Raw genomic sequence first — 13,179 nt, 5'->3', positions numbered from 1 at the left:
GCGCCGCCGACCGCCTCGGGCGCTGGCCTTCGAGCCGGGCCGTGTTCTTCCGCGACGGGCGTCCGCTCCAGCGGGGCGAGACCCTGGTCCAGCCCGATCTCGCCGCGACCCTCGCGGCCATCGCCGAGCATGGACCCGATGCGTTCCATACCGGCCCGATCGCGGAGCGGATCGCGGCGGCGGCGAGACGCGTGGGCGGAGTGCTGACGCCTGCCGATCTCGCCGCCTATCGCCCCGCGATCCGCCAGCCCATTCGCGGCACCTACCGCGGCTACGAGATCGTCTCGATGCCGCCGCCGAGTTCCGGCGGCGTCCATCTCATCGAGATCCTCAACATCCTCGAAGGGTTCGACCTGGCCGCGATGGGCGCGGGCAGCGCCCAGGCCCTCCACATCCTCGCCGAGGCGATGAAGCCGGCCTATGCCGACCGCGCCACCTGGCTCGGCGATCCGTCCCGCTCGGAGGTGCCGGTGCGGGGCCTCACCGCCAAGGCTTATGCCGCGACCCTGCGCGCCGCCATCGACCCCGCTCGCGCCCGCCCGGCCGAGGCGGTGAAGGCCGGCGACCCGCTGCCTTACGAATCCGACCAGACCACCCACTATTCCGTGGTGGACCGCGCCGGGAACGCCGTCTCCACCACCACGACCCTCAACTTCTCCTACGGGCTCGGCCTCGTGGCGGAGGGGACCGGCGTCCTCCTCAACAACGAGATGGACGATTTTTCCGCCAAGACCGGGAGCGTCAACGCCTATGGCCTCGTGGGCGGCCCCGCCAATGCGGTGGCGCCGGGCGCCCGGCCGCTTTCCTCGATGACCCCGGCCATCGTGCTCAAGGACGGGCGCCTCGTCCTCGTCACCGGAAGTCCGGGCGGCAGCCGCATCATCTCCACGGTGCTGCAGGTGATCGTCAACGTCATCGATTTCCGCATGAACCTCGCCGAGGCCGTCACCGCCCCGCGCATCCATCACCAATGGCGGCCCGACGTGCTGTTCGCCGAGGACGGGCTCTCGCCGGACACCCTCGCCCTGCTCCGGGCGAAGGGACACGCGGTGCGGGTGGGGTCGAGTTCGGGCTCGGCCAATTCGGTGATGACGGGTGACGGGCTCGTGGCCGGGGCCGCCGACACGCGCCAGCGCGGAACCCTGGCCGAGGGCGAATAGGGCGGTTCGGGTCGGGCGGATGGTGCGGCGGGACGGCGCGCGCTACAGGAAGGGCATCATTCCGGGTTTCCGATGCATATCCTTCGCTCCATCGCCTTCAACATCGTCTTCTACCTCGCCACCGCCCTCATCGCGATCGGCGGCTTGCCCGCCCTCGTCTCGGAGCGGGCCTGCATCCGTGTCGCCCGGTTCTGGGCCAAGGTGAGCCTGTGGCTGCTGCGCGTGGTCGGGGGCGTGCGCGTGGAGTTCAGGGGGTTGCACCACCGCCCCCCCGGCGCGCTGCTGGTGGCGTCCAAGCACCAATCCGCCCTCGAGACCCTGGCCCTCGTCACCGCCTTCCCGGATTTCGCCTATATCCTCAAGCGCGAGCTGCTCTGGATTCCGCTCTTCGGCTGGTTCCTGTCCCGTTCCGGCATGGTCGCCATCGACCGCTCCAAGGGCACCCGCGCCATGGCGGCGATGAACGAGGCGGCGGCCCGCGCTATCCGCGACGGGCGCCAACTCATCATCTTCCCCGAGGGCACCCGCAAGGCGCCGGGTTCGCCCCCCGCCTACAAGCTCGGCATCACCCATCTGTACGCGGCGCTCGGCGTACCCTGCCTGCCCGTCGCCCTCAACAGCGGTCTCTACTGGCCGCGCCGCCAGCTGACCCGCCGCCCCGGCACCACGGTGATCGAGTTCCTCGCCCCCATCGCTCCCGGCCTCGACCGCACGGCGTTCCTGGAGGAGATGCAGACTCGGATCGAAGCCGCCTCCGATGCCCTCCTGGCATCCGGCCGTGCGGATCTGGCGGCACGCGGTCATGCCGTGCCCGGGACCGGTGCCGTCGCAGAACAATCCAGGACCGCGTGAGCGCTCAGTCTATCCACAGGCTGTGGATAAGCCGGTCTAAGGCACCCTGCGGGGAGCGAAAGCGCGACTCTTGACGGAAGGAAATTGTTAAGATTACTCTGGAACAAAGGGCGAACGGAAAAGCCGCGTTTGTTCTCGCCCCGCAAGGCGCGGAACACGGCTTTCACCGAGGCCCATCCTCTGATCAGGAGATCCATCCATGCGCGAAGTACGTCTCAGGACGACGGCCAGCCTGCGTGGAACTCCTGCCCTGGTGCTGAGCGCCTGGCGCGGCCGGTCCGGCCGCCGTTACGTCGTCGGCATTCATGAACTGGCCGAGCTCGAACTCGACGACATGGGCGAGGCGGTGGTGATGGCCGTGCGGCGGGACTCCGCCGGGATCGGCGAACTCATCGCCGTGGCCGCGGCCGGATCGAGCCCGCGCGAGCGGCTCACCCGCAACTGGATCGCCCGTGCGCGCCATGGCGGCGCCACGGAGATGCATGTCCACCGCCTGGCCGAGGATGAGGCCGAGCGGTGCGAGATCGTCGCCGATCTCCATGTGGATCGGCCTATGGACCAGATCACGAGCGTCGCCGCCTGAATCGGCGGGCGGCCATGCTTTCGCCGCGTTGAGACCCGCCAAAGCTCAGTCACGAAGGATACCCCGTCGACGGCGACGGGGCTTCGAGATCGAGGCGAGTGGACGATGGCGCAGGCACCGGATTTGACGGCCAGGAAACGGCCATCGCGGACCGGCCTGTTCCTGCCCTACATTCTCCTCCTCGCCGTTGTCCTGATCTGGAGCGCGGGTTGGTTCTGGATTCGCGGCAAGGCCGGGTCCGAGATGGATGCCTGGATCGCCCGCGAGGCCTCGGCCGGGCGCAACTGGACCTGCGCCGACCGCACCATCACCGGCTATCCCTTCCGGATCGAACTGCGCTGCGCCTCCCTCGCCTTCTCGCGGGCGGACAGCCGCTTCACCCTCGGACCGTTGACCGCGGTGGTTCAGGTCTATCAGCCGCGCCAGGGTATCCTGCAGGCGAGCGGGCCGTTCCACGTGGAACAGGACGGCCTCGTCGCCGACGCCACCTGGACCTCGCTGGAAGCGAGTTTCCACGGCACGTCCGACGGCTTTACGCGGGCCTCCCTGGCGGTGGATGGGCCGAAAGTCAGCGTGACGAATGCCGCGCCGCAGCCCATCGACGTGGCGGCCAAGCACCTCGAATTTCACGCCCGGCCGACCCCCGCCCGTTTCGCCACGGAGGGTGCCGTCGATACCAGCCTGCGGCTGACGCAGGCGGCCGTGCCCGTGCTCGATCCCCTCCTCGGCAACACCGCCCCCGTCGACATGGCGTTGGATGCCACGGTGAATCAGGCGGCCGTCATCCGGACGGGACAGGTGGCGCGTGAGCTCGAAGCCTGGCGCCGGGCCGGCGGCAGCCTCGACATCGCCCTGCTCTCCCTGGCCAAGGGCGACCGCCGCCTCCAGGCCCAGGGCAAGATCACCCTCGACGACGAGCACCGTCCCGCCGGACAGATCGATATCCGCGCCGCCGGGGTAGAGGCCCTGGTCGGGCAGGTCATGGGCCAGCGTTTCGGGGCCGAGAAGGGTGCCCTGATCGGAGGCTTGGTCGGCAAGCTGCTCGGTGGCGGAAGTCGCCGCCAGGACGCCGAAGCGGCCGCCACGCCGGCGGCGGCGGGAGATCCGTCCCTCAAGGCGATGCCGCCCCTGCGCCTCACGGACGGACGCCTGATGCTGGGTCCGTTCCCGATCCCCAACGTCCAGGTGCCGCCGCTGTACTGAGAGGCCGTTCGACCCAAGTACATGAGCCGTGATGGTCCAGCATGAAACATTCATGCCTGCACGACCTCATCCTGAGGTGCCGGAGCGAAGCGGAGGCCTCGAAGGAGCCCTCCAGTTCGCGCAGTGGCTTCTGGAACCCTCCTTCGAGGCCGCTACGCGGCGCCTCAGGATGAGGTCGTGGGTGAGAGAACGGACGTCTTTGCTCGGGGGCGACGGCAAACCAGCCCACTAGTTCATCTTGCGAGACCCTACCGCCCCGAGACCGGTTCGTCCTTCGCAGGCTCCGGCGGGGTGCGGCTGCGGCCGAAATCCGCTTCCGCCGTCTCCTGCCCCAGGGCGACGATGCCCCGGCGGATGGCGCGGGTGCGGGTGAACAGGTCGAACAGCGCGTCCCCGTCGCCCCAGCGGATGGCGCGGGCCAGTGCCGCCAGATCCTCGTTGAAACGGCCGAGCATCTCCAGCACCGCGTCCTTGTTGGTGAGGAACACGTCCCGCCACATGGTCGGGTCTGAGGCGGCGATGCGGGTGAAATCGCGAAACCCGCCGGCCGAGAACTTGATGACCTCGGATTGCGTCACCGCTTCGAGATCGGCGGCCGTGCCGACGATGTTGTAGGCGATGAGATGCGGCACGTGGCTGGTGATGGCGAGCACGAGGTCGTGATGCTCCGGCGTCATGCTCTCGACGATGGCGCCGAGCCCCTCCCAGAAGGCCTGGACCCGCGCGGTGGCGGCCTTGTCGGTGCCCTCCGGCGGGGTGAGGATGCACCAGCGGCCCGAGAACAGGGTCGAGAAGCCGGCATCGGGTCCGGAATACTCGGTGCCCGCCACGGGATGGGCCGGGACGAAATGGACGCCCTCGGGCAGATGCGGCGAGACGGCAGCGACCACCGAGGCTTTCACTGAGCCGACATCGGACACGATGGCGCCGGGTTTCAGATGCGGCGCCATCGCCTCGGCGACGGCCCCCACGGCCCCCACCGGCACGCACAGGATGACGAGGTCGGCGCCGGCAACGCCCTCGGCCTCGCCCGTGGCCTCGTCGGCGAGGCCGAGGGCCTGCACACGCTCGATCACCGCCGGGTCGCGGTCGATGGCGACGATGCTCCGCGCCAGCCCGTATTGCCGCGCGCCCCGCGCGATGGAGGAGCCGATCAGCCCGAGGCCGACGATGGCGAGGCGCTCGCAGACGGGGTTCGCCTCAGGCACGGATGCCGTCCTTCACGAAGGCGGTGAGCGCCGTGACGAAGGCGCGGTTGGCCTCCTCGCCGCCGATGGTGACGCGCAGGGCGTCCGGCAGCCCGTAGGAGATCACCCGCCGCACGATGATTCCGCGCGCGGACAGATAAGCGTCGGCCTCGGCGGCGCTCCGATTCGGCTCGTCGGGAAAATGGACGAGGATGAAGTTCGCCACACTCGGGGTGACCACGAGGCCGAGGGATGAGACGACCTCCGTCATCCAGGCGAGCCAGGTCTCGTTATGGGCGACCGCCGCCGCCACATGCGCCTCGTCGGCGATGGCCGCCGCACCGGCCGCGATGGCGCTGCCCGACAGGTTGAACGGGCCGCGAATGCGGTTGACCGCGTCGATCACCCCCGCCGGGCCCACCATCCAGCCGATCCGCAGGGCCGCGAGGCCGTGGATCTTCGAGAAGGTGCGGGTCATCACCACGTTCTCGGATTCGAGGACGAGTTCGAGGCCGGCGCTGTAATCGTTCGTCCGCACGTACTCCGCATAGGCTCCGTCGAGGACGAGGAGGACGTTCGGCGGCAGGCCCGCATGCAGGCGCCGGATCTCGGGGAAGGGCAGGTAGGTGCCGGTCGGATTGTTGGGATTGGCGAGGTAGACGATCCTCGTGCGCGGCGTGACGGCGGCGAGGATCGCGTCGACATCGGCGTGCAGATCGCGCTCGGGCACCACCACGGGCGTGCCGCCGGCGGCCAGGATGGCGATGCGGTAGACCAGGAAGCCGTGCTCGGTGAAGATCCCCTCGTCGCCCTCGGAGAGATAGGCGTAGGCGAGGAAGGACAGGAGCTCGTCCGAGCCGGCGCCGCAGACGATGCGGGCGGGATCGAGCCCGTAGCGGAAGGCGATGGCCTCGCGCAGGCGGGTCGAATTGCCGTCCGGATAGAGGGCGAGGCGGAACGCCTCTTCGCGCATGGCCTCGATGGCCAGCGGGCTCGGGCCGAGGGGCGTCTCGTTGGAGGAGAGCTTATGGACCTTCACCGCGCCGGGGGCGCCGCTCTTGCCGGGCACATAGGCCTCGATGGCGAGGATTCCGGGGCGGGGGACGGGACGGGACACGGAGGGAGCGGAGGACATGAGCGCGGGCCGGCTGGAGTTCAGGCTGCCCGTCTAACGCAGCTTGCCCGCCTTGACGAGTGAACCGCCTCTCTCCCGCCTAAGCAGGTTCGCATTGGCAAGCCAACGCTTCACCTCGCTGAGGCCTCTGACGTGTCGCAGGTTTTGGAACGCAAAACCGATGACCACTTTTGCTAAACCTGCTTCGGCGTCACACCCGGAACCGGGCGGCGTGGCTGCCGATCTCGTCGAGGCTTTCCACCCTCGCGCCGGCCCGTTCCAGGGTCTCCCGCAATTGCCGGCCGCCGACTCCGCCCGGCACGGCGATGAGAAGGCGGTGACCGTCCGTGACGGCCGCGCGCGCCACCACCTCGCCGTAGAGGTCCTGCAGGGCACGGGCGCTCTCGGGCGTCCAGCTCTCGAGCCGGGCCGCATGGAGCACCCAGTCGCGCTGGGCGGCGGCCGGATCGTCGAGGGGGTTGGCCACCACGAAGACCGGCGTGCCGGCGGGATGGGTCGGCCGCTCGATGAAGGGCAGCCGCGCGATCACCTTGGGCCGGCCCTCGCCGACGAGGCCCTCCCACCAGGGCGCCTCCGGGCTCGGCGGTGCGGACCCGTCGGGGTCGAGGCGGAAGATGCCGAGATCGCCGCGCGAGGCGGCCACGGCCTCGATCACCGCCGCGCAGGTGGGATGCGGCCGGTAGGGCACCGTGAATCCGAAATGGAAGCGCGCCGAGTCGCGCATCGGTGCGTCGCCGCCGGACACGTCCGCATGGACGCTGAACGGGGCCTGGACCCAGGTGAAGGTGGCGATGATGACCCGCCATATCCCCTCCACGGTGTCGAGGGGGAGCAGCCCGCGATGGCGCTCGGCCACGCGCCGCATCATCGAGGCCTCGCGGCCGGGCCGGAAGGCCGAGCCGCTGGCCGAGGTGCGCTTGACCGCGATGAGCCGGTCGATGATCGAGCCGCGCTGGATCAGCAGGGCATGCATCTCCGCGTCGATCCGGTCGATCTCGGCGCGCAGCTCGGCGAGATTGTCGAGGGGCGGTGCGGGTCTCGTGGTGAAGCGCATGCGGGCAGTCGCGTCCGGCGGCGGGTATGGATCGGGTATGGATCGGGTATGGATCTTGCCGACCCCGCATGAGGGAGACGGCCGATCGTGTCTACGTTTCCCGAAGCCCGAGGACCAGAGCACCGGTTGTGACCTTCTCGCGCGCGGCCCCTTTCGTTGACGCCCGTGCATACGCACATTACGCCCACATGTCGTCCGGCTGGGCCGGGCACCGATGGGGATGGACCTTCGCGACGCGTCGATGGGGTGGCGACCGGCCGCCCCCCTCGCATCACCGCGAAAGCGAATCGGCGAACAACGCGCGAAGACGCCTGATGACCATGTCGCTCGACAGTCTCGCAAGGCCCGACGAGGGGAACATCCGCCAGGACGGCATCCCGACGGATGCGCCGCCCTCCCTCGATCCGCGAAGCCCGGTGGCCTCGTTCGGCCTCGACGAACCGCTCGCGATGGATGCCGGCGTCGATCTCGCGCCGTTCCGGATCGCCTACCAGACGGCCGGCACCCTCAACGCCGACCGGTCGAACGCGGTGCTGATCTGCCATGCGCTCACCGGGGACCAGCATTTTGCCCACACCCATCCGGTGACGGGTAAGCGCGGCTGGTGGGAGACCCTGGTGGGACCGGGCAAGCCCATCGATACCGACCGCTACTTCGTCATCTGCTCGAACGTGATCGGCTCCTGCATGGGCTCCACCGGCCCGGCCTCCACCGATCCCGCCACGGGCAAGCCCTACGGCCTCGACTTTCCGCTGGTGACGATCCGCGACATGGTGCGGGGCCAGGCGATGCTCCTCGACCGGCTCGGCATCCGCGACCTGTTCCTCTGCGTCGGCGGATCCATGGGCGGCATGCAGGTGCTGCAATGGGCGGCGCTCTATCCCGACCGGGTTTTCGCCGCGATGCCCATCGCCACCGGCGCCCGGCATTCGGCGCAGAACATCGCCTTCCACGAGGTCGGCCGTCAGGCGATCATGGCCGACCCGGCCTGGGCGGAAGGACGCTACCTCGAAGCCGGCACGCGCCCCGCCAAGGGCCTCGGCGTGGCGCGGATGGGCGCCCACATCACCTATCTCTCCGAGCCGGCCCTGCACCGCAAGTTCGGCCGCCGCTTCCAGGGCGGGTCCGCGCCGACCTTCTCGTTCAACGCCGATTTCCAGATCGAGAGCTACCTGCGCCACCAGGGCCTGAGCTTCGTCGAGCGGTTCGACGCCAACGCCTACCTCTACCTGACCCGCGCCATGGATTATTTCGACCTCGCGGCCGACCATGGCGGCGTGCTCGCCAACGCCTTCCGCAACACCCGGACGCGGTTCTGCGTGATGTCCTTCACCTCCGACTGGCTGTTTCCCACGGCGGATTCCCGCGCCATCGTGCATGCGCTGAACGCGGCCTCGGCCTCGGTCGCCTTCGTCGAGGTCGAGAGCGACAAGGGGCATGATGCCTTCCTCCTCGACGAGCCGGTGATGTTCAACGCCGCGAAGGGCTTCATCGACGCCGCGGCCCGGGCGAGGGGCTTGTGACGTCGGTGAGTCGCGTGGCCCTCGCCCCCTGGAGCACGACCGACACGCTGCCGCGCAGCGACGGCGCCCGCGTCGACCATCTCGTCGTGCTCGGTCTCGTGCCGCCGAGCGCCCGCGTCCTCGATATCGGCTGCGGCGACGGAACCCTGCTCGCGCTGCTGCGCGACCGGCGCGGCGTCGACGGGCGCGGCATCGAGCTCTCCCGCGAGGGCGTCAACGCCTGCCTGGCGCGTGGCCTGCCGGTGATCCAGGGCGACGCCGACACCGATCTCGCCAATTACCCCGACGACGCCTTCGACGTGGTGGTCCTGTCCCAGACCATCCAGGCGACGCGCAACCCGCGCATCGTGCTGGAGCACCTGCTCCGCATCGGCCGGCAGGTGGTGATCTCGTTCCCGAATTTCGGCCATTGGCGGGTCCGCTCGGAACTCGCCTTCCGGGGGCGGATGCCGGTGACCGAGCTGATGCCGGAGGAGTGGTACGAGACCCAGAACATCCACCATTGCACCATCCGCGACTTCGTCGGCCTGTGCCGGACCGTGGGGGCCGAGATCGAGAAGGCCACGGCGCTCAACGCGCGGGGCCGGCCGATGCGGATCTCCATGCCGTGGTGGGTCTGGAACCTGTTCGGCGCGCAAGGCGTGTTCCTCCTGCGGCGCGGCGACGGAACGCCGTCCGACGCCAACTGAGGCGATCCGGGCGCATACCCCTCCCGAAAGCCGGTGCCCGGCATGCGGCAATCTCCACCGATGGCCTGCATGGGCTGCATCCGGCATGAGGGGCGGCCGATGGGGCAGGAGGAGACAGCCTATTGAGAACCGGGGATCGAGACCGGGCAAACGGGGAAGAGCCGCGTTCGCCGACGATCGCGCATCTGCAGCAGGCATCGAGCGGCCGGTCCTTCGCCCTGCAGTTGCTCATCGTCCTGGTCCTGCTCGCCACCGCGCAGACCTATGACGGATCGATCCACGGGCTGGGACACTGGATCGTCTTGTCGGTCTATGCCGGGGCCTCGATCCTCCTGGCGCTGCTCAGCCTGCGAACGGCACCGGGTACCGGCATCCCCGTGGGCCCGAGCCGAGGGTGGCTCGGCTGGGGCTCGACCCTCCTCAATGCCAGCGTCGCGATCTACGTCCTCGTCGAGCACATGTTTCTGGGCGCCGCCGACACGGAGGAGGCAGCCGCCGCGGTCAGCCGGATCCCGGCCTTCCTGATCCTGCTGCAGACCGCGCTCACCATGCGGGTCTGGCACACCTGCCTCTTCGCCGGTCTGGTGACGGCGGGGTGGGGCGGCGCCATCCTGTTCGTCTATCTCTCGCCCGAGAGCCAGCATCTGGGACCCCACGTCACCCTCGACGAGGAGGTGCCGGGGCTTCTCACCTTCATGGTCGCCAGCCTCGTGGTCCTCGACGGTGTGCGGCGGCTGACCTGGGCGGTGGCGGCGACGTTCCGGCTGGAGCGGGAGCGCCTGATCCTCACCCGCTTCGTGCCGGCCGCCGTCGCCGAGGATCTGGCGCAGGGCGGCGGTCCGGGCGAGGTCCAGGAGCGTCATGCCTGCCTGTTCGCCCTCGACATCCGCGGCTTCTCGGCGCTGACGCGGACACGGCCTCCCCAGCAGGTGGTGGAGGTCCTCATGGAGATGCGCGCCCTGACGCACCGGGCCGTGACGGAACGCGGCGGCATCGTCGACAAGTATATCGGCGACGGGGTGCTGGCCCAGTTCCTCGTCGGCCCTCCCCAGGCGCAGGCGCGCGCGGCCTTCACCTGTGCCGAGGCGGTCCAGCTGCGGCTGGCGGCCCTCAACCGGCGCCTCGCGGAGAAAGGCCTTCCCTCGTTGCGCGTCACCATCGCGCTGCATGCCGGCGACGTCCTCGTCGGCGTGTTCGACGACGGTCATCGCGCGGAATTCACCGTGCTCGGCCCGGCGATGAACACCCTCGCCCGCATCGAGGCACGGGCCAAGGCCGTGGACCTCCCGATCGCCATCTCGGAGGATTTTCGCGATCTCCTTGCCGGCTCCGGCGCGAGCGGCCTCAACTGGATCTCGGCCGGGACGGTGAGCGAGGCTTCCGGGCCCCGGCTCTACGCCGTCGCGCGCTGAATCGTATCCGGTCCGATGCCATCGGCAGGCTCGTCACTGAGTGTCTCTCACAAAACTCCCTCTGCACCGTCGTGCCGTGAGCGAGAACCGACGGTGACCGGGAGTTTTGTGAGGCACTCTTAATCCCGCATGGTTCGTGTGGCGTGGCACGTCATGGAGGAAAGAGACTTCCTATATCAGTTTCATGCAGAGCGAAGCGGGCCAAACATCTGGTCCGCACTGTAAAGGAACTTGTAAAACGCCATGATGAACCGTATCGCCGCCGTCGCTACCGCTCTTGTGCTTGGCGCTGCTTCGATCTCTTCTGCAACGGCGTTCGAGCGCCCCTCGCGCTACACCGCTTTCTCGCCCTACGACGTCACCGAAACGGGCTCCCTCAGGGAGGTCAGCCGCCCGCCCGCCTATCTCGGCTGCCCGATGAGCTCGGCCGCCGAAGGCAATGCCAACCAGCAGAATTTCCCGGTCCAGCAATACGGTCAGACCTCCGGCGGAAACCGCTGCTGATCCTCTGAGACGAGAGGGACGAGCATGGTTCTGAAGGGCTTTTCCTACGCCATGATCGGTGCCTTCGCGGGCGGCCTGATCTGGACGATCGAAGGCACCGCGAGCGTCTTCCTGGCCTCGTAGGGTCGGAACGTTCTCCGAGACCGGAACGCAGTGCGGCGGGGCGAGAGCCCCGCCGTTTCCATGTCAGGGATCGCGTCGGATCTCCAGGGTGGCGACCTCGTACGTGATCGCCGCCCCTCCCCTCTCGAACTGCCTGATCACCGTCCGCAACGCGCCGGGCGACAGGGGACGGACGATGCCCGGCGTTCCCGCCCCGATGGTGCGAAGCGATCGGAGGAAGGCCCGGCCGTCGGCATGTGTCTCGACGACCGGCTCCAGGAACACGTTGCTCGTGCAGCCGGAGAATCGGAGCCGGGCCAGGGCCTCCGCCGTTGGATAGGACGGTGTGGCGGGACGATGGCCGATAGCGTCATGCGCCGCGTGCCATTCGCGGAACGTGCCGGACGCCAGGGTCGTCACCGCGAGGAACCCGCCGGGAGCCAGCAGGCCGGAAAGGCGGCCGAGCGCGCTCTCCAGATCCTCGAACCATTGCGCCGCCAGGCTCGAACAGATCAGGTCGAAGCCCGGCGCCAGGCAGGGCCGCTCGCCGTCCATGACGAGAAAGGCCAAATCCGGCCGATGCTGCATGCGCTCGCGAGCCCGGCGGATCATGGCGGGGGACAGATCCGATGCCACCATCAGGCCGGGCGTCACATGAGCGAGGACGGCCCGCGTGAGGAAGGCGGTGCCGCAGCCGATCTCGAGAATGTGTGGCGACGGGGGAAGGGGCAGGGCGGCGATGCGCTGCGCCAGCCGCGCAGCGACCTCCGCCTGGATGATTCCCGCGGCATCGTAATCGTCCGCCCCGTCGAAGGCCCGGGCCACAGCCTGTTTCCAGGGACGCATCGGTGCCGTCGGCGGGATCATCGGTGAGGCTGCGATAGACCGGGCGCGGGGCGCGCTCAAGCGTCCCGGCGCGACTTGCGCTTCCGGCCGCGCAAGAGGGAAGCCTCGGCCGTCCACACTCATACACAGGTGAGCGATCACTCGGCATCGTTGACGAACGCTTTACGAAAAGCTGCCCATTGTTCCGACATGTGGCGTAGCGTACTCGCGTTTTCCGTTCTCGGACTTATCGGCGCAGGTCTCACCGGCTGTGGACGCAGCCCGTTCGAGAGCCGCGAGGCCTGGCGCGACCAGACCGAACAGGCCTGCAACGCCAAGCGACTGGTGGAGACCACCGAGTTCGTGACGCCGGTGAAGGAGATCGCCGGTCCCGGCGTCTGCGGCATGCTGCAGCCCTATCGGATCACCCGTCTCGGCAAGGGCTCGGTCGCCCTGAAACAGCGGATGACGCTGGCCTGCCCGGCCCTGGCCGAGGCCGAGGCATGGCTGGCGGATACGATCCAGCCCGCCGCCAACCTGTATTTCGGCCAGCCCGTGGCCGAGATCAACGCCGGCTCCTATGCCTGCCGCGGCCGCAACAACCAGGCCGGCGCCAAGCTCTCGGAGCATTCGTTCGGCAATGCCGTCGACATCATGTCGTTCAAGCTCGCCGACGGCTATGTCATCACCGTGAAGGGCGGCTGGCGCGGCACCGAGGCCGAGCAGGGTTTTCTGCGCGAGGTGTTCATCGGCGCCTGCGCACGCTTCTCCACCGTGCTCGCCCCCGGCTCCAACGTGTTCCACTACGACCATATCCACGTGGATCTCGCCCGCCACGACCCGCGCGGCCTCAAGCGCATCTGCCAGCCGCTGCTGAAGTTCACGCCGCAGCTCGGCGCGGACGGCGTGCCCCGGCCGGTCTCGCGCCCGCGCCCGGTGGAGCGCCAGCC

13 protein-coding genes are annotated in these 13,179 nt (G+C 69.2%); 9 read left to right on the top strand and 4 right to left on the bottom strand.

The features are described from left to right. From ggt to FV220_RS20675, 4 genes are all read left to right on the top strand, one after another. Window positions 1-1,160: gamma-glutamyltransferase (gene ggt, locus FV220_RS20690; RefSeq protein WP_147833057.1), on the top strand; the 1,160-nt coding region annotated here is incomplete at its 5' end. 72 nt (window positions 1,161-1,232) lie between these two features. Beyond that, window positions 1,233-2,012: a lysophospholipid acyltransferase family protein gene (locus tag FV220_RS20685; RefSeq protein WP_018045919.1), complete on the top strand. Its 780-nt coding sequence runs from the start codon at window positions 1,233-1,235 to the stop codon at window positions 2,010-2,012. A gap of 199 nt (window positions 2,013-2,211) precedes the next feature. Continuing rightward, the gene (locus FV220_RS20680; RefSeq protein ID WP_051074345.1) at window positions 2,212-2,595 is read left to right on the top strand and encodes a hypothetical protein; all 384 of its coding nucleotides are present in this window, start codon (window positions 2,212-2,214) and stop codon (window positions 2,593-2,595) included. Between the two features lie 105 nt (window positions 2,596-2,700). Further along, a complete protein-coding gene (locus tag FV220_RS20675; RefSeq protein WP_056148714.1) occupies window positions 2,701-3,798 on the top strand; it encodes a DUF2125 domain-containing protein in 1,098 nt (365 codons plus the stop codon). Window positions 3,799-4,046: 248 nt separating this feature from the next. Here the strand turns inward: FV220_RS20675 and FV220_RS20665 are convergent, their stop codons facing one another. From FV220_RS20665 to FV220_RS20655, 3 genes are all read right to left on the bottom strand, one after another. Next, on the bottom strand, window positions 4,047-5,006 hold the full coding sequence (locus tag FV220_RS20665) for a prephenate/arogenate dehydrogenase family protein (RefSeq protein ID WP_056148712.1): 960 nt from the start codon (window positions 5,004-5,006) through the stop codon (window positions 4,047-4,049). Further along, window positions 4,999-6,120: a histidinol-phosphate transaminase gene (locus FV220_RS20660; RefSeq protein ID WP_056148710.1), complete on the bottom strand. Its 1,122-nt coding sequence runs from the start codon at window positions 6,118-6,120 to the stop codon at window positions 4,999-5,001. Before FV220_RS20660 ends, FV220_RS20665 begins: the two co-directional genes overlap by 8 nt. A 190-nt stretch (window positions 6,121-6,310) precedes the next feature. Beyond that, window positions 6,311-7,174, bottom strand: a complete 864-nt coding sequence (locus FV220_RS20655; RefSeq protein WP_056148708.1) for a chorismate mutase — start codon at window positions 7,172-7,174, stop codon at window positions 6,311-6,313. 314 nt (window positions 7,175-7,488) lie between these two features. Here FV220_RS20655 and FV220_RS20650 point away from each other — a divergent pair, with 314 nt between their 5' ends. From FV220_RS20650 to FV220_RS20635, 4 genes are all read left to right on the top strand, one after another. Beyond that, entirely contained in the window at window positions 7,489-8,697 is a 1,209-nt protein-coding gene (locus tag FV220_RS20650; protein WP_056148706.1) for a homoserine O-acetyltransferase, read from the top strand. 14 nt (window positions 8,698-8,711) lie between these two features. After that, window positions 8,712-9,386, top strand: coding sequence for a methionine biosynthesis protein MetW (gene metW / locus FV220_RS20645; protein WP_244474586.1), 675 nt, complete (start codon window positions 8,712-8,714; stop codon window positions 9,384-9,386). 122 nt (window positions 9,387-9,508) lie between these two features. Then, window positions 9,509-10,798, top strand: a complete 1,290-nt coding sequence (locus FV220_RS20640; RefSeq protein ID WP_246689503.1) for an adenylate/guanylate cyclase domain-containing protein — start codon at window positions 9,509-9,511, stop codon at window positions 10,796-10,798. Window positions 10,799-11,041: 243 nt separating this feature from the next. After that, window positions 11,042-11,302 carry a hypothetical protein gene (locus tag FV220_RS20635; protein WP_018045910.1) on the top strand — a complete coding sequence of 87 codons (261 nt, stop codon included), beginning with the start codon at window positions 11,042-11,044 and terminating at the stop codon, window positions 11,300-11,302. Window positions 11,303-11,488: 186 nt separating this feature from the next. Here the strand turns inward: FV220_RS20635 and FV220_RS20630 are convergent, their stop codons facing one another. Next, window positions 11,489-12,250, bottom strand: a complete 762-nt coding sequence (locus FV220_RS20630; protein ID WP_246689502.1) for a methyltransferase — start codon at window positions 12,248-12,250, stop codon at window positions 11,489-11,491. Between the two features lie 189 nt (window positions 12,251-12,439). On the opposite strand from FV220_RS20630, the gene FV220_RS20625 reads away from it, so the two are divergent. Beyond that, the coding region (locus FV220_RS20625) for an extensin family protein (protein WP_147833056.1) at window positions 12,440-13,179 on the top strand (740 nt) is incomplete at its 3' end.

The sequence above is a fragment of the Methylobacterium sp. WL19 genome (assembly GCF_008040005.1).
Classification (GTDB): domain Bacteria; phylum Pseudomonadota; class Alphaproteobacteria; order Rhizobiales; family Beijerinckiaceae; genus Methylobacterium; species Methylobacterium bullatum.
This window is presented reverse-complemented; position numbering and strand designations above follow the sequence as displayed.